At 71.0% G+C, this 15,991-nt stretch carries 13 protein-coding genes; 7 read left to right on the top strand and 6 right to left on the bottom strand.

Annotated elements, in window-relative coordinates; translation table 11 throughout:
• The first annotated feature begins 73 nt into the window (after positions 1 to 73).
• Positions 74 to 865 carry a sugar phosphate isomerase/epimerase family protein gene (locus BCF44_RS17280; RefSeq protein ID WP_116175298.1) on the top strand — a complete coding sequence of 264 codons (792 nt, stop codon included), beginning with the start codon at positions 74 to 76 and terminating at the stop codon, positions 863 to 865.
• On the opposite strand, the gene BCF44_RS17275 is transcribed toward BCF44_RS17280, so the two are convergent.
• Both BCF44_RS17275 and BCF44_RS17270 read right to left on the bottom strand, forming a co-directional pair.
• On the bottom strand, positions 860 to 1,648 hold the full coding sequence (locus BCF44_RS17275) for a helix-turn-helix transcriptional regulator (protein WP_116175297.1): 789 nt from the start codon (positions 1,646 to 1,648) through the stop codon (positions 860 to 862). The two genes, BCF44_RS17280 and BCF44_RS17275, sit on opposite strands and share 6 nt — an antisense overlap.
• A gap of 123 nt (positions 1,649 to 1,771) precedes the next feature.
• Entirely contained in the window at positions 1,772 to 2,614 is an 843-nt protein-coding gene (locus BCF44_RS17270) for an NAD(P)-dependent oxidoreductase (protein ID WP_342775607.1), read from the bottom strand.
• 7 nt (positions 2,615 to 2,621) lie between these two features.
• On the opposite strand from BCF44_RS17270, the gene BCF44_RS17265 reads away from it, so the two are divergent.
• The 3 genes from BCF44_RS17265 (at position 2,622) to BCF44_RS17255 (ending at position 5,751) form a co-directional block, all read left to right on the top strand.
• Positions 2,622 to 3,506: a LysR family transcriptional regulator gene (locus BCF44_RS17265; protein WP_211353052.1), complete on the top strand. Its 885-nt coding sequence runs from the start codon at positions 2,622 to 2,624 to the stop codon at positions 3,504 to 3,506.
• 55 nt (positions 3,507 to 3,561) lie between these two features.
• A complete protein-coding gene (locus BCF44_RS17260; RefSeq protein ID WP_116175295.1) occupies positions 3,562 to 5,196 on the top strand; it encodes a flavin monoamine oxidase family protein in 1,635 nt (544 codons plus the stop codon).
• 72 nt (positions 5,197 to 5,268) lie between these two features.
• Complete coding sequence (locus tag BCF44_RS17255) at positions 5,269 to 5,751, top strand: PH domain-containing protein (RefSeq protein WP_116175294.1); 483 nt, start codon at positions 5,269 to 5,271, stop codon at positions 5,749 to 5,751.
• Here the strand turns inward: BCF44_RS17255 and aspS are convergent.
• The 4 genes from aspS to BCF44_RS17235 form a co-directional block, all read right to left on the bottom strand.
• Positions 5,716 to 6,978, bottom strand: coding sequence for an aspartate--tRNA(Asn) ligase (gene aspS, locus BCF44_RS17250; RefSeq protein ID WP_116175511.1), 1,263 nt, complete (start codon positions 6,976 to 6,978; stop codon positions 5,716 to 5,718). The two genes, BCF44_RS17255 and aspS, sit on opposite strands and share 36 nt — an antisense overlap.
• 298 nt (positions 6,979 to 7,276) lie before the next feature.
• Complete coding sequence (locus tag BCF44_RS17245; RefSeq protein WP_246015175.1) at positions 7,277 to 8,851, bottom strand: flavin monoamine oxidase family protein; 1,575 nt, start codon at positions 8,849 to 8,851, stop codon at positions 7,277 to 7,279.
• Between the two features lie 58 nt (positions 8,852 to 8,909).
• Positions 8,910 to 12,395 carry a discoidin domain-containing protein gene (locus BCF44_RS17240; protein WP_116175293.1) on the bottom strand — a complete coding sequence of 1,162 codons (3,486 nt, stop codon included), beginning with the start codon at positions 12,393 to 12,395 and terminating at the stop codon, positions 8,910 to 8,912.
• 178 nt (positions 12,396 to 12,573) lie between these two features.
• Entirely contained in the window at positions 12,574 to 13,038 is a 465-nt protein-coding gene (locus BCF44_RS17235) for a MarR family winged helix-turn-helix transcriptional regulator (RefSeq protein WP_116175509.1), read from the bottom strand.
• A gap of 127 nt (positions 13,039 to 13,165) precedes the next feature.
• On the opposite strand from BCF44_RS17235, the gene BCF44_RS17230 reads away from it, so the two are divergent.
• From BCF44_RS17230 to BCF44_RS17220, 3 genes are all read left to right on the top strand, one after another.
• Entirely contained in the window at positions 13,166 to 14,626 is a 1,461-nt protein-coding gene (locus BCF44_RS17230; protein ID WP_116175292.1) for an aldehyde dehydrogenase, read from the top strand.
• Between the two features lie 8 nt (positions 14,627 to 14,634).
• Positions 14,635 to 15,156, top strand: a complete 522-nt coding sequence (locus tag BCF44_RS17225; RefSeq protein WP_116175508.1) for an ATP-binding protein — start codon at positions 14,635 to 14,637, stop codon at positions 15,154 to 15,156.
• A gap of 72 nt (positions 15,157 to 15,228) precedes the next feature.
• On the top strand, positions 15,229 to 15,957 hold the full coding sequence (locus BCF44_RS17220) for a DUF4097 family beta strand repeat-containing protein (protein WP_116175291.1): 729 nt from the start codon (positions 15,229 to 15,231) through the stop codon (positions 15,955 to 15,957).
• Positions 15,958 to 15,991: the final 34 nt, after the last annotated feature.

Below are 15,991 nucleotides of genomic sequence, written 5' to 3'. Positions count from 1 at the left end.
TAGCCGTTGCGCCGACCGGTGGTAGCTGGTAGTCCACCTGGAAACCCTGCCTGATTCGTGGAGTGGAACCAGTATGCGGCTGTCCGTCATCACCGACGAGATCGCGCCCGATCTCGACACGGCGCTGCGCGAGTGCGAGGGCCTCGGTCTGACGGCGGTGGAGCTGCGCAGCGTGGGCGGCCGCAACGTCGTGCACCACGAGCCGCAGCGGCTGCGGGAGATCCGGGCGGCGCTGCGGGCCGGCGGCTTCGACTGCCCGGTGGTGGACACGCCGTTCCTCAAGGCGACCAAGGCGGTGTGGGAGCACCTGGACCGCGGCATGGAGATCGCGGACATGGTGGGGGCCAAGGCGGTCCGGGTGTTCTCGGGCCTGCGCGTGGACGACCGCGACTGGTATCTGCCGTGGCTGGCCGACGTGCTGTCGGCGGCGGCGAACCAGGTCCGCGCGGCCGGGTTCCGGCTGCTGCTCGAGATCGACGAGAACTGCATGGTCGCAACGGTCGCGGAGGCGGACGAGCTGCTCGGCACGATGGCACCGGGCCTGGTAGGCGTGGTGTGGGACCCGGCCAACGAGGCCCGGTTCCGGGACTCGGAGCCGGATCGGGTGGACGGCGGCAAGATCGCGGACGCGGTGCGCCACGTGCACGTCAAGGACTACGCCCGCGGCGAGGGCTGGGTGCGGCCCGGCGAGGGCATCGTCGGCTGGGACGGCCAGCTGCGCAGCCTCGCGGCGGCCGGTTACGAGGAGTACCTGTCGATCGAGACGCACCACGCGGATCCGGTCGGCGGCACGGTGCAGGCCACCCGCGACAGCGTCACGGCGCTGCGGCGGATCGCCGGCGAGAGCGGGATTTCCCTGCTATGACTTGGGCAGCAGACCGAACCGCTGCGCCCGCAGCACGGTGGTGAGCCGGTCGGACGTGCCGAGCTTGCGGTAGATGTTCTCCAGGTGCTTGTGCACGGTCCGGGGCGACGCGCCGAGCCGGTTGGCGATGCCGCCGGCGGTCAGCCCGGCGGCCAGCAGCGACAGCACGGTGATCTCCCGGTTGGTCAGCTTCAGCTCCGCCGCCCGGTCGAAGCCGTCGATCGCCTTGTCCTGCCAGCGTTTCAGCTGCCGCACGTGCCCGTCCACCCGACGCAGCAACGGTTGCAGCCGCCGCACGAACGCCCGTTCCCGGTCGGTGAAGTCCATGCCGGCCCGGCCCAGCACGAAACCCCGGTTGTGGCCGGACATGTCGTGCAGCGGCAGGGCGATGTGCCTTGTGGCACCGGAGGTTTCGCGCAGTGCGCCGAACGTCTCCGTGGAGCGCCAGGTCCGATCGTCGAGCAGGTCGCTGACCGTGCGCGGCTCGTTGTCGCCGGTCTCGGCGTAGTGCCGCACCAGCGGGTGCAGCGGCATCCGGGCCTGCTCCTCGGCGCCGGCCGGCAGGACGCCGCGGTACCACGGCGTCCACACCTCGACCTCGTCCAGCACGATGACCCGCTCGACGAACCGGTGACTGCGCGACAGCACACACGTGGTGCCGTGCAATGATCGGATCAATTCGTCGGCGACGAGCGACCACGTCCTGTCCACGTTGCGGCTGTCCATCACCGCAACGGCCAGGTCGAGTATGCGTTCGTAGTCGCGCGACGCCAGTTCCGTCACGTCACCCTCGCACTTCTCGCCGCCTGCGGGGCACGCTACACCGTGGCGCGCGGTGGTTCCCGCCGCGCCCGTTCGTCTCAACGCGACGGCGGCCGATCAGGTTCAGGCGAGCAGCCGTCGGTTTCAGCGCAGCTGGTCCACGACCTTGCCGAGATCCTCCTCCTGGCCGGCGAGTCGGGTCAGCTGCTCGTGCACGGTCCGCGCCAGCGGCAGGTCCGCGGACGTGAGCGCGAGCGAGACATCCTTGGCGGCCAAGCGGATCGGGAAGTGCACGCCCTCGGCGAAGGCCCGACCGGCGACGCCGGCCAGCGGGCTGTTGGACAGCACGGTTCGGATCAGACTCTCGGGCAGGCCGTAGCGGTCGGCCAGCCGCACCGCCTCGGCCACCGCCGTGACGCCGACGATCACGGACGTGATGATGACGATCTTCGCCGCCGATCCGGAGCCCGGGCCGCCGCAGCGGACGGTGGTGCCGAACTGGTCGAGAATCGCCTGCACGGGCGTCGGATCGCCGCCGACGAACAGGGTCAGCTGGCCCGTCGCGGCGCGGTCGACGCTGCCCAGCACCGGTGAGTCGATCGCGGTGACGCCCGCCGGCAGCTTGGCCGCGACCTCGGCGAAGGCTTCGGGGCCGATGCTGGACATCTCGATCAGGTACGCGCCGGGGTTGAGCGCCGGCGACAGGGCGTCCACGACCTCGTGCACGGCCTTGGGGTCGGCCAGCATCGTCACCACGAACTCGGCGTCCTCGACGGCCTCGGCCGGTGTGAAGGCGGTCTTGGCACCGTCCTGTGCAAGTAAGTCCGCCTTGGCGGCGGTGCGGTTCCACACCGTCAGCTCGTGGCCGGCGGCGAGCAGGCGGCGGGCCATCGGCAGCCCCATGGCGCCCAGCCCCAGAAAAGCGATCTTCGACATGTCCTCGACGCTACGAGCGTCCGTGCGATGCCACCAGCGAATGTCTAGCATGGCTGCCATGCCTGACGCGCATGAGTTGTCGAGCGGCCTGCTGCGGGTGTTCGTCGAGGTGGCGCGGCTCGGATCGTTCACCGCGGCCGGCAGCCGGCTCGGCTACACCCAGTCGGCGATCTCCCGGCAGATCTCCGCGCTGGAGGACGAGGCCGGCACCCCGTTGTTCGACCGGCTGCCGCGCGGCGTGCGGCCGACCGAGCCGGGGCGGCGACTGCTCGCGCACGCCGAGGCGGTGCTGGACCGGCTGGAGGCGGCCCGCCGCGAACTCGCCGACCTGCGCGAGCTGGCGACCGGGCGGCTGCGGGTGGGCGCGTTCGCCACGGCCGACGCTTCCCTGGTGCCGAAAGCGATCGCGGCGTTCCGCGCCGCCCATCCGGCGGTCACGGTGACGCTGACCGAGGGCTACACCCCGGGCCTGGCCCGGCAGCTGCGGGAGGGTGCCCTCGACGTCGCGGTGATCTCCGGCGAGAGCCCGTTCGAGGGCCTGGACCTGCGGAAGATCTGTGACGACACGATGCTGGTGGCGCTGCCCGCCGGGCACCGGCTGGCCCGGCGGCGTCGGCTGCGGCTCGTCGATCTGGCCGACGAGGAGTGGATCGCCGGCAGCGACCGGCCCGAGGACACCCTGATGAGTTCGTGTCTGGCGCACGGTTTCCGGCCGCGGATCGGCTTCGTGGCCCGGGACTGGCTGGCCAAGCAGGGCTTCGTGGTGGCCGGCGTGGGCATCACGCTGATCCCGTCCATCGCGGCCGAGTCGGTGCGGCCGGACATCAGCCTCGTGCCGCTGCACCCGGACGAGGTGCCGGTGCGCGGCGTGTACGCGGCGACGCCGGCCGGGGTGGCGCTGTCTCCTGCGACTCGCGCATTCCTGGCGATTGTGAACGACTGATTTCGTTGCGATTGGCCGTTGACAGTACTGATTCGGTTGGTGTTGGCTCCCTGGCATGCCGCGTACGGAGATGTTCCGGTTCCTGCGTCGAGTCGCCGCCGACCATGCCGCCGCCGAGCGGCTGGGCATGCCGGTGGCCGAGTTCCGCGAGGCGCGGGTGGCGCGGGCAGCCGGCACGATGAGCCGCCGGGACGTGCTCAAGGTCTTCGGCGCGTCGGCGGTCGTGCTCGGCGCGGCGAGCGTGCTGCGTGCACCGAAGGCGGCCGCCGCTGCGTCTCGGGCCACGAATGCGCGGATCGCTGTCATCGGCGCCGGCATCGCCGGACTCAACGCGGCGCTGACGCTGGCCGACGCCGGCGTGCGCTGCACCGTCTACGAGGCCAACGACCGCGTCGGCGGGCGGATGTACTCCGAGCGCGACTACTGGGGCGGCGGCCAGGTCACCGAGTACGGCGGCGAGCTGATCGACACCGACCACACCGTGATCCGGGACCTGTGCAAGCGCTTCGGCATCGGCCTCACCGACGTGCACGCCGCCGAACCCGCCGGCAGCAACGATGTCCTGTACTACGAGGGCCGCTATCGTCCACACGCCGAGTTCGTCGCCGAGTTCCAGCCTGTCTACAAGGCGTTGAAGGCCGACATCGACAAGGCCGGCGAGGACACCCCGACCTGGGACTCGTCCACGCCCGGCGGCGTGGCGCTGAGCCGGATGAGCGTGCAGGAGTGGATCGCCACGCGGGTGCCCGGCGGCTACTCGACCTGGCTCGGGCGGTTCATCGACGACGCGTACGTGGTCGAGTACGGCCGGGACAGTGGGCAGCAGACCGCGGTCAACCTGACGTACCTGATGATCGACCAGGAGGACCTGAACGAGCCGTCGATCTGGGGCGCGTCCGACGAGCGGTTCCACATCACCGGTGGCAACCAGACCCTGCCCGAGGCCATCGCCCGCGCGTTACCCGCCGGCACCGTGCAACACGGGCACCGGCTCGAAGCCTTGGCACGCAACGGAGACGGCACCCAGACCCTGCGCTTCGACACCGGCGCCGTCCGGGCCGACCACACGATTCTCGCCGTGCCGCTGGGGGTGCTCAAGCGCCTCGACCTCACCCGGGCCGGCTTCGATCCCCGGATGCGCGGCGCGATCTCGTTGCTGGAGATGGGTTTCTGCACCAAGCTGCACATGCGCTTCGGCTCCCGGCCGTGGGTCGGGCGCGGCCCGTGGCCCGGCGTCGCCAACGGGATCAGCTTCTCCGACACCGGGTATCAGCAGGTGTGGGACGCCACCGCCGGCCAGCCCGGGCGCGCCGGCATCGCCATCCAGTACGGTGGCGGCAGCGGCGCCCTGGCCTTCCAGCCCACGGTTGCGTTCTCCGACGCGGGATCTTCCTACGTTCGCTCCGCCGTGCGGGACAAGTTGGCGCAGTTCTCCGTGGTGGTGCCGGGGATCGGCGATGTCTACACCGGCAGGGCGACCCTGGCCGCGTGGCACCGCAACCCGTACACGTACGGCGCGTACAGCTGCTACCCCGTCGACTACTGCCACCGCTTCGCCGGCTACGAGGGCCAGCGCCAGGGCAACGTCCACATCGCCGGCGAGCACACGTCGCTGGACTCCCAGGGATACATGAACGGCGGCGCCGAATCCGGCGCCCGAGCCGCCACCGAACTCCTCTCCCTCCTGTAACCCCCGCGAGTCGCGCTCTGGGACACACCGAAATGCGGTTTCGGGCACACCGCGCGTCGGTAGCATCGGGGTGTGGCCGATGTGATTGGTCTCGACGCCGACGCCCGGCGCCGGAACCGGGGTTGGACCTGGGTCCTGACGGTGATCTTCGGGGCCCTCGCGGTGGTGTCGGCGCTGGTCGGGAGCCGTGATCACTGGTGGTTCGTCGGCGTCACCGGCGGGATCGGGCTGCTCGCCTTCTGCTACATGGTCGACCGCGGCTACGCACGGACCATCCTGACGGCCGAGGGGATGAGGTTCCGGACCTTCTTCGGTCGCCGTTCGGTCCCGTGGGACCAGGTCGTTCGGATCGAGAAGCGCTGCCACCGGGCGCGAAGCGGCGGGTGGTGGGACATCTGGGTGGTGCGCCGCCGCGGACGGGCGTTGCGCATTCCGGGAGGTTTCACCGGCACGAGTCGGATCACCGCCGACTTCGACGCGAAGCTGACGGTGATCCGTTCGTACTGGTCCCGCGCGAGGTCAGGGGGTCAGGCGGTGGATGTCCCGTGGGAATAGCGTGGTCTGCCGGATGTTGGCGACGCCCAGCAGCCGGGCGGTCCAGCGTTCCAGGCCGATGGCGAAACCGCCGTGCGGCGGCATGCCGTGGGCGAACACGTCGAGGTAGCTCCGGTACGCCTCGGGCGACTCGCCGCGTTCGGCCAGCGCGGCGAGGTAGTCGGCGTGCCGGTGCAGGCGCTGCCCGCCGGTGACGAGCTCCAGCCCCCGGAAAAGCAGGTCGAAACTGTTGCTGTACTTGGGGTTTCCGGGTTGGGGGTGGGTATAGAACGGCCGTTTGGCCATCGGGAACCCGCTCACGAACAGGAACTCCGAACCGAGCTCACGCGCCGCCCACGCCGACAGCCAGCGCTCGTCGGCGGGGGAGAGGTCGATCTCGTCCTTACCTCCCAACAGTTTCTGGGCCTCGGCGAAGTGGATGACGGGGATCTCGGCCGGCACCTCGGGTAGGCGAGCACCCAGCAGCGACACGGCCTCGACGCGTGACGCAGCCGACGACACCATGCCGGCGATGGCGTGCCGGAGCACGGACATCACGTCCCGGTCGTCGGTGATGAAGCCGATCTCGGCGTCGAGACTGGTGTACTGGGCGAGATGCCGGGCGGTGTCGTGCGGCTCGGCGCGGAACACCGGCCCCACCTCGTACACCCGCTCGAACACGCCGACCATGGACTGCTTGAAGAACTGCGGCGACTGGGCCAGAAAAGCCCTGCGCCCGAAGTAGTCGATGCCGAACACGTTCGCGCCGGACTCGGTGGCCGACCCGACGATCTTGGGCGTGTGGATCTCGGTGCAGCCGATGGCGTCCAGCGCCGACCGGAACCCGGCGACGGAGGCGGCGGCGATCTCGAACTGAGCGCGCAGGGCGGGATGCCGCAACGAGACCGGCGCACCGTCCAAAATGGTCGGCAGCGTCGCGGGCACAACTGGTCGGTAGAGGTCGAAGGGCGGCGCGGCGACCGCCTCGCCGAGGACGGCGATGACAGGCTCGACCAGTTCGACCCCGCCGGGGGCCTTGGAGTTGGCGGTCACCAGGCCCGTCACCTCGACGACGGTCTCCTGCGCGGGCGCGGGACCGGCGGTGACGACCTGGGTGAGACCGGATCGGTCCCGCACTATCACGAAGGTCACGGATTTCAGCTCACGGCCGCGGTGCACCCAGCCGGCGACGCGGACGCGTTCGCCGATGTGGGCGGCCAGCTCGGCGGCCAGTACTCGGGCGATCATCGCCACTCCAGTGGTCGAGTCGGCCCCTTGGGAGTGCGGGCGAGAAGGGAAACTCGCGGTGCCACCGCACTTTCGTCCCCGGTGACGGGAACCTCGTCGCGGCCCGATCACGGGGGCCGGCCGGCGGGGCATTGGGCGCGCGGCGCCGTTTCTCCCCGCACTCGGGAGGGTCTTCGCACGGGGGACCCGAGACCGCCTTCGCAGCTCCCGGCGGCTCTCTCCGACTCGCGTCGATCCCGGCTACTCGTCTCCGTCAACGTGTTGCGGCAGAGGATAACCCGGACGACGTCGCAGCGCCTCAGGTTTTCAGCACCCGCTGGTGCAGCTCGGTGACGACCCGCCGCGCGGAGTCGAAGGCGCCGGCCTGCCAGGTGACGAGCCAGGTCAGCCAGTCGCCGGCGAAGTACACCCGCCCCTGCGGCCGGTTGAGCAGCTCGTACGGCTGCGTGCCGAACAAGATCGACCAGCCGCTCTCGATATGCGGCGTGCGGTGCCAGGCGACCGAGAACGAACTGGCCAGCTCGGTCCGGTACTTCGAGCCGTGGATCTTCACACCCTGCGCCACGGCGCGGGCCTCCCGTTGCGGCGGCGTGAGTTGGCCGTACGCGACGGCGTCCTCCTTCGTGTTGTAGTAGCCGATCAGCACCCCGCGCGGACCGTGGTAACCGTGCGAGGGGTACCAGATGTGCTCCACGTCCATGTCGGTCTCGGTGATGCCGCCGTAGATCCGGTAGTCGGTCTCCCACCACCGGCTGCGGTACTCCAGGCCGATCTTGCCGACCTTCTCCACGGGGAACGCCGCCAGCGCGGCCTGCACGTCCGCGCCGAGGTTGTGCGGGATCCGCGCGGTGATGTTGGGCGGCATCGCGGAGATGCAGTAGTCGGCGTCGATCCGGCGCTGGACGCCCTCACAGATGTACGTCACGGAGACGCCGTCGTCCCGGTTGGTGATGCCGGTGACCACGCAGCCGGTCCGCACCCGGCCGGGGCCGATCTCCCGCACCAGCGCGGCGGGGATCCGGTCCATGCCGCCGACCGGCTGGAACATCAGCATCGCGTACTGGTACTCGAACTCGAACGAGAAGGTCCGGCCGACGTTGCTGGCGAACACGTCCGACAGCGACGGCGGCGGCCCGAGCGCGGTGCCGGTCTGGTCGGCCGCGCCGGGATCCGGCGAGAAGCCGCGCCGGAACGACCCGGTGTACCGGTAGTCGGTCTTGCCGAGCGAACCCCAGTCCTGGAGGAACGTCAGCAGCCGCTCCTTGTCGACGGCGGTCAGGTCGCCGTCCAGCGCGCCCTGGTTCGTCGCCTTCGCCAGCAGTTCGCCGACGTAGCCGTACATGTCGGCCTTGGCGGTGCGGTACCGGACCGGCGCGGTCATGCCGGCCTGCTCGTTGTAGATCAGGGCGCTGGCGTTCTCGTTGGTGAACACCTCGATCGGGATGCCGAGCTCCCGGCAGTAGTCCAGGGTCACCATCCACTGCGCGATCCGCGCCGGGCCGGCGTTCATGTACTCGCCGTCGGCGAACCGGGCGACCTGGGTGTTGCCGTCGAGATCGGTCTGCCGGGTGCCGCCGCGCACGGTGAAGTTGCGGCCGCCGGCGATGTCCCGCGCCTCCAGCACCGTGCAGTCGTAGCCGGCCTTGCCGAGCTCGTACGCGCTGGCCAGGCCGGCGATGCCGCCGCCGAGAACGACCACCTTGGCCGCCGCACGGCCGGTCAGCCGGAAGTCGGACGGCCGCGGCGGCACGTAGGCCGGCGCGCCCATGGCCGTCGGGGCCAGTCCGAGCGCCCCCATCGTCGCGAACATCGCGCCCGCCCCGCCGGCGACGCCGACCGCGGACAGGAAGTCCCGCCTCGAAATCCCCCTCATGCCTCCCGAGGGTCCCACTCCTCGGGAGGCAGCGGAGGCGAATCCGCGAAGTTGCCGGTCAGTGCCAGCCCTGCAAGCCGGATCCGTACTGGTACAAGGGCTTGCCGTACGTCGGCGGCACCGGCTGCCCGGCCCCGATGCGGGCCCGGATGTCGGCCCGCTCGGCGTCGGTGGCCCCCAGGTCGTACGGGAGGTCCCAGCTCTCCACGGCGTCGGCCGGCACGTCGGTGCCGCCGGGCTTGAGCACCTGGTCTAGCGAGGCCGGCAGCTGCCAGGGGAGCTTGCCGCGCGGCGTGTAGTCGCCGAACAGCAGGCTCGCCGCCGCCGGCCCCATCTCCTCGCCGCCGCGATAGGTGACCACGATGGCGTCGGCCAGGCCGTTCCAGTCGGAGATCACGTACGGCCGCGGCAGCACCAGCAGCACGACCACCGGTATGCCCTGGTTCTTGTAGTTCTGGATCAGCGCCACCTGGTCCGGCGGCAGGTACGGCTGCTCCTTCACCCAGTTGGTGGCGTGCGTGTACGACGCCTCGCCGACCGCCACGACGGCGAGTTTGGGCGGTGTCGGCGACGTGTCCTGGTACACGTTCACCCCGGCCTGAGCCGCCCTCGCCTTGATGGCGTCCAGGAAGTCCAGCGACCCGTAGTCCTGGTGGAAGTAGCTGGTCCACAGGCAGCAGGCCGCGCCGTCGGCGGCCCGCGCGCCGGTGACGACGATGTTGTCGCCGGCGTTGAGCTTGACCGGCAGCACGCCGTCGTTCTTCAGCAGGGTCATGGATTCCCGCGACGCCTGGTTGGCCAGCGCCGCGTACGAGGGCTGGTGGAACCGGTACGGCGCGTTGGCCGGATCCCCGTACGGGTGGTCGAAGATGCCCAGCTTGAACTTCACGGTGAGGATCTGCCGCACCGAGTCGTCGATCCGCGCCTGCGGCACGCTGCTGGCGAAGGTGTCGAGGGAGAAGCCGGCCGCGCCGGGATCGGCCCCGCCCATTACGTCAGCGCCGGCATTGGCGGCGCTCACCCACGCGCCCGACGGCAGCCAGTCGGTGGTGATCAGCCCGGTGTAGCCCATGTTCTGCCGCAGGTAGTTCATGATCGGCGCGCTGTTGCCGGCCCCCGCGCCGCTCGGGTCGAGGAAGGACGCGCCGGCGTAGCCGGTCATGATGCTGCCGGCGTTGGCCTCGATGGCCGCCGTCCACGGGATCATCGTGTACTTGATGGTGGTGCCGTCGAACACGACGCCGGCCTCGCCGCCCGCGCCCTCGCCGGGCCAGTGCTTGACGGTCACCAGCACCGACTGCGGGTTGAGCTCCGGACCGCCCTGCATGCCGGACACCAGCGCCCGCACCTGCGCCGCCGCGACCTGGGCGTTCTCGCCGTTGCCCTCCTGGATCCGGGGGTAGAGCACCTTCGTGCCGACCTCGGCCAGCGGCCCGAGCGTGCCGCGTGCGCCGGCCTGGACCTCCTCGCGCCGCTGCATGTCGCCGAGCTTGTAGTCCAGGGCGTAGTCCTGCCCGGCGGCCAACGCGCTCTGCGCCGGATACGTGGTCTGGTAACCGATGATGGTGTCGCCGGCGGCGATCGGCGGGATGCCGAGCCGGGTTCCCGCCGACGCCTTGAGGAAACCGTCCAGGTCCTGCGGCTGCGCCGGCCCGAAGATCCAGCCCGACTGCGGGTAGACCTGGTTGTTGTAGAACATCTGGTACGCCTTCTCCTGCAACGTCATCCGACCGAGCAGGTCGTTGACGCGGGTGGCGATCGGCTGCCGCCAGTCCTCGTACGGCTCGATCGTGCCGTCCTTGTTCAGGTCCCGCGCGCCGTTGACGATCGGCACGCCGTCGGACGCCGCGGCGACGTCCGGCAGGTACAGGCTGAACGTGTTGACGTTCGACGCCTTGGTGGCCCCGCCGCCGTCGACCGAGACCACGAACCACTTGTAGGTCCAGCGATCCGAGATGTCCCACGTCGGCGTGTAGCTGGTGCCGGCCGGCTCGGCGACCTTGGTGTAGAAGTCGAGCAGGTTGCCCGACGCGGTGAAGTCGTAGTCGGCACGGCTGATGTTGAGCCACACCTGGTAGTGCGCGGCCCCGGCGACGGCGGCCCAGGAGAAGGTGGGGCGGCGGGTGTCGGTCACCATCGCGTTGTTCGCGGGCGCGGACAGCGCGAACTGGCCGGTGGTGGCGGGCGCCTTGGTCGGCGGGGAGAGCAGCGGCGGCGTGGACGTGGAGGTGTCGACCGTGCCGTGCACCTGGAATTCCCACAGGCTGTAGCCGTATCCGGTGGCGCGTGCGGTGCCGTACAGGCGGATGTAGCGGCCGGTGCCGGTGATCTTGAGGGTCTCGGTGCCGCCCTGGCCGGCGGTGGTGGAGTAGATGCTGGTCCAGTTGGTGGCGTCCGGCGAGACCTCGATGCGGTACGCGGAGGCGTAAGCGGTTTCCCAGGTCAGCACGACGCAGCTGATCGCGGCGGTGCCGCCGAGATCGACCTGGAGCCACTGCGGATCGCTGGCGGCGCTCTCCCAGCGCGTGGTGGACCGGCCGTCCAGCGCGGCCGCGGGCGCGTTCGCCCCGGCGTACGAGGAGGCCTTCACCGGCGCGAACCCCGAGATCACCGGGTCCGCGCAGCTGCCGCCGCCACCGCCGCCGCCGGTGGTGAAGACGGCGAATTCCCAGAGGCTGTAGCCGTATCCGGTGCCGCGAGCGGTGCCGTACATCCGCACGTAGCGGCCGGTTCCGCTGACGTTGAGGGTCTGCGTGCCGCCGGCGCCGGTGGTGGTCGTGTAGACGCTGGACCAGTTGGCGCCGTCGGCGGAGACCTGGATCTGGAAGGCGCTGGCGTACGCCGTCTCCCAGTTCAGCGAGACCTGGCAGAGGGTCTGGCTGCTGCCCAGATCCACTTGCAGCCACTGGGGATCGCTCGCGGCGCTGGACCAGCGCGTCCCGGTGTTGCCGTCGAACGCGGCGCTGGCCGGCGTGCCGGCGTTCTCCGTGGAGGAGGCGGTGGCCGGCTTGTTCAGGGCGGCGTTCGTGCCGCACGAGCCGCTGCCGGCGGTGCCGTAGACCTGGAACTCCCACAGGCTGTAGCCGTAGCCCGTGTTGCGCTGGGTGCCACTGAGGCGGACATAGCGGCCTGAGCCGGTGACAGTGAGGGTTTCGGTGCCGCCGGGGCCGGTGGTGGTGCTGTAGATACTGGTCCAGTTGGCGCCGTCGGTGGACGTCTGGATCTGGTACGCCTTCGCCGACGCGGTCTCCCACTGGAGCACCACCTGCGTGATGGACGCCGTCGCGCCGAGGTCGACCTGCAACCACTGGGGGTCCGACCACGCGCTCTCCCAGCGCGTGCCGGTGTCGCCGTCCACCGCCGCGGCGGCGGAGTTGCCGCCGTTGACCGAGGACGCGGTGGCGGGTTTGCCTTGGGACAGCAGGGTCGGCGCGGCGTGCGCCGAAGGGCCGGTGGCGACGAGCCCGCCGGCCGCCACGATGATCGCGAACGCGGTGCAGAGCAGGCGGAACCGGCGCGTCGTCGCGCCGCGAGGGCTGGGCATACCGTCTCCCGCAGGGTTGATGGAGCGCTCTCCCGATCGGCTGGATCGGTGACCAGAAGTCAGCACAAAGCCGTACGCAGGGGCGGATCGGCCACCGTGGGTAGCCGATCCGGGCTAGTTGGAGAGCGCTCTCCGATGCGGCCTAGTGTCACGCGCCGCGGCGGCGGCCGTCAAGCCGTCACCCCGAGCGGTTCTTCATGTTCCGGTGCAGGGCGTCCATTCCCTCGGCCAGCGCGCCGAACTCCTTGCGGCTCATTCCGTCCACGAAGAGCTCGCGCACCAGCGCGGCATGGCCGACGGCGGCCTCGCGCAGCTTCTCCCGGCCCCGTTCCGTGAGGGCTGCGACGATGCCACGCTCGTCGCTCGGGCAACCCTCGCGCGCGACGAAGCCGGCCTTCTCGAGTTGGCCGACCTGGTAGGTGAGGCCGCTCTTGGACGTCAGCGCCGCGCCGGCGAGCTCGGTCATGCGCAGCCGGCCGTCGGGGGAGTCGGCCAGCCGCGCCAGCACCTCGAACTGCGGGTGGGACAGGCCGGCGTCCTGCTTCAGCTGCTGGTCGACCAGCCGGTTGATCACGGCGCCCGCGCTCAGGAACTGCTTCCACGCCGTCAGTTCCCGTCGGTCCAGCCAGGTCGGGTCCGCCATGTCGGACATAGTACGAATTTCAACGTTCTCCGGCTTGACGGCCGCGTGTCACCGGGGCCACACTGTGCGTATCGCGAATGTCTGTGCGCAGTGCGCACAATCCTTCTGGGAACACATGGAGCGACTTGTGACGATCAAACGAGACCTGGTCATCGGCGGCGAGGACGTCCCGGCGCTGGACGGCCGCACGGCGGAGGATCTCAACCCGTACACCGGCGAGGTGTACGCGGTGGTGGCGGCCGCCGGCGCCGCCGACGTCACCCGCGCGGTCGACGCCGCCCAGCGGGCGTTCCCGGCCTGGGCGGCCACCTCCCCGGCGACCCGGCGGCGGATCTTCCTCAGGGCCGCCGACCTGATGGAGGCCAAGGCGGCCGAGGCGACCGCGCTGATGGCCGAGGAGGTCGGCGGCGTCGCCGGCTGGGCCGGCTTCAACGTGGGCCTGGCCGCCGGCATCCTGCGCGACGCCGCGTCCTCGATCGGCCAGCCGCTCGGCGAGGTGCTGTCCACCGAGACCGAGAACCAGCTCTCGCTCGCCTTACGGCAGCCGGTCGGCGTGGTGGCGGCGTTCGCGCCGTGGAACGCGCCGATCATCCTGGGCACGCGGTCGCTGGCGGTGCCGCTCGCGGTCGGCAACACCGTGGTGCTCAAGCCCAGCGAGGACGCGCCGATCGCGTGCGGGCTGTTCATCGCCGACGTCCTGCGCGAGGCCGGCCTGCCCGAGGGCGTGCTGAACGTCGTGACGAACGCGCCCGCCGACGCGGCCGAGGTCGCGCGCACCCTGATCGCGGACAAGCGGGTCCGGGTCGTCAACTTCACCGGGTCGACCAAGGTCGGACGGATCATCGGCACCACCGCGGCCGAGCACATCAAGCCCGCGATTCTCGAACTGGGCGGCAAGAACGCGCTGCTGGTGCTGGACGACGCCGACGTCGACTACGCCGTGAACGCGGCGACGTTCGCCTCCTTCCACAACGCCGGCCAGATCTGCATGTCCGCGGACCGGGTGCTGGTGCACCGGGCGGTCGCCGCCGAGTTCACCGAGAAGCTGGCGGCCAAGGCGGCATCGCTGCCGCACGGCGACCCGACCGATCCCGGCACGGTGATCGGGCCTCTGATCAGCGCGACCGCCGCGCAGCGGGTGTCCGCGCTGGTGGCCGAGGCGATCGACGCCGGCGCGTCGCTGCGGGCCGGCGGCGGGGACGCCGACGGGTCGCGCTACCCGGCGACGGTGCTCGCCGACGTCACCCCGGAGATGCGGATCTTCAACGACGAGATCTTCGGGCCGGCGGTCACCGTGACCACCGTGGACGACGACGAGCAGGCGCTGGCCATCGCCAACGACACCGACTACGGCCTGACCGCCGGCGTCATCACCGAGGACGCCCGGCGCGGGCTGGCGGTCGCGCGGCGGCTGCGCACCGGCATCGTGCACGTCAACAACCAGACCGTCGACGACGAGCCGCAGGTGCCGTTCGGCGGCGTGAAGTCCAGCGGCTACGGGCGGTTCGGCGGGCGGTGGGGCGTGGAGGCGTTCACCGAGACCCGCTGGGTGACCGTCGCCGGCCAGCAGAACGGTTTCCCGTACTAGTGATCCACGTGCCGGCGGGTCTCGTGGTCCTCGTGGGCCCGCCGGCGTCCGGCAAGACCAGCTTCGTTCGGGCACTGATCGCGCGCGGGCGGCTCGACGCGGCTGCCGTGGTCTCCAGCGACGAGATCCGCGTGGAACTCGTCGACGCCGACGACGGTCGGATCTTCGCGGAACGCGACCGCAGGATCGTCGCCCGGCTCGCCGCCGGACGGACCGCGGTCGCCGAGTCCACCAACGTCACCCCGGAGGCCCGCGCCCGCCTCATCGCCATCGCGCGGCGCTTCCACGTCCCGGTGACGATCCTGCGTTTCGCCCCGGACCTCGACACCCTCCTCGACCAGCACGAAGGGCGCGGCCGCACCGACGTCACCGCCGCCGACGTCCGCGCCTACGCCACCGTCATGGCCCGCCACGCCGGGGCCGAGCAGCTGCGGGCCGAAGGCGCCACCGCCGTGCACGACGTGCCCGGACGCCGTGACGGGGTCACGCCCGCCCAGGCCGCCGGCCGCTTCGCGGTCACCTCAGGGTGATTCCCCGATGCGACCCCGGGGTTGCCGCCGCTAATGTGCGTCAGCGTCGGAATCGACGCGGGGGAGTGACAGATGCGCAGGGTGGGAATCGGTGCCGCACTAGTTGTCGCCGGGGCGTGCGCGGTGGGCGGGTGCAGCCTGCTGCCGGCGCAGTCGGTGAGCGACACCACGACGCTCGACCAGTCGGTGACCTCGATCAAGCTGGACGGCCACTCCGGCAGCGTCGAGGTGAACGGGCAGACCGGCGCGACCAAGGTGACCGTGGAGCGGACGATCAAGTACCGGGACCAGCGGCCCAACCAGGACGCCTACCAGGTGACCGGCGGCGTGCTGACCCTGACCGGCGACTGCGGCAGCGACTGCGACGTCGACTACGTGGTCACGGTGCCGGCCGGGCTGGCCGTCGGCGGCGGGACGTCCTCCGGGCACATCGCGCTGCACCACGTCGGCGCGGTGGACGTGAAGACCTCCACCGGCAGCGTGGAACTGGCCGACGTGACCGGCACGGTGAAGGCGGAGACGAGCAACGGGGCGATCGAGGGGACCGGCCTGCGCGGCGGCGCCGTGCAGGCGACCACCAGCAACGGCGAGATCGACCTGACGCTGGCCGATGCGAACAATGTCACCGCCCGCACGTCCAACGGGCGGATCCAGCTGACGGTGCCGTCCTCGGCGACCTACCGGGTGTCGGGCAACAGCAGCAACGGGCACCGCAGGATCGGCGTGGACGACGACGCGTCCGGCAAGTACTCGCTGGACCTGAACACGGACAACGGGTCGATCGAGGTGGACAAGGCGTGACCGTTGGGGGGCAGGAAAAGCCTGCCCCCAACCG

Origin of the sequence: Kutzneria buriramensis (assembly GCF_003387475.1) — a bacterium.
GTDB lineage: Bacteria > Actinomycetota > Actinomycetes > Mycobacteriales > Pseudonocardiaceae > Kutzneria > Kutzneria buriramensis.
The sequence above is the reverse complement of the archived record's forward strand: the minus strand, read 5'-3'. Positions and strand labels throughout refer to the sequence as shown.

What these genes read in the sequence shown, in the direction of transcription:
- BCF44_RS17235 (WP_116175509.1), bottom strand. Translation starts at nt 13,038, where the DNA reads ATGGCGGACCCGACCTGGCTGGACCGACGGGAACTGACGGCGTGGAAG.
- BCF44_RS17280 (WP_116175298.1), top strand. Translation starts at nt 74, where the DNA reads ATGCGGCTGTCCGTCATCACCGACGAGATCGCGCCCGATCTCGACACG.
- BCF44_RS17270 (WP_342775607.1), bottom strand. Translation starts at nt 2,614, where the DNA reads ATGCTAGACATTCGCTGGTGGCATCGCACGGACGCTCGTAGCGTCGAG.
- BCF44_RS17265 (WP_211353052.1), top strand. Translation starts at nt 2,622, where the DNA reads ATGCCTGACGCGCATGAGTTGTCGAGCGGCCTGCTGCGGGTGTTCGTC.
- BCF44_RS17245 (WP_246015175.1), bottom strand. Translation starts at nt 8,851, where the DNA reads ATGAGGGGGATTTCGAGGCGGGACTTCCTGTCCGCGGTCGGCGTCGCC.
- BCF44_RS17260 (WP_116175295.1), top strand. Translation starts at nt 3,562, where the DNA reads ATGCCGCGTACGGAGATGTTCCGGTTCCTGCGTCGAGTCGCCGCCGAC.
- BCF44_RS17220 (WP_116175291.1), top strand. Translation starts at nt 15,229, where the DNA reads ATGCGCAGGGTGGGAATCGGTGCCGCACTAGTTGTCGCCGGGGCGTGC.
- BCF44_RS17240 (WP_116175293.1), bottom strand. Translation starts at nt 12,395, where the DNA reads ATGCCCAGCCCTCGCGGCGCGACGACGCGCCGGTTCCGCCTGCTCTGC.
- aspS (WP_116175511.1), bottom strand. Translation starts at nt 6,978, where the DNA reads ATGATCGCCCGAGTACTGGCCGCCGAGCTGGCCGCCCACATCGGCGAA.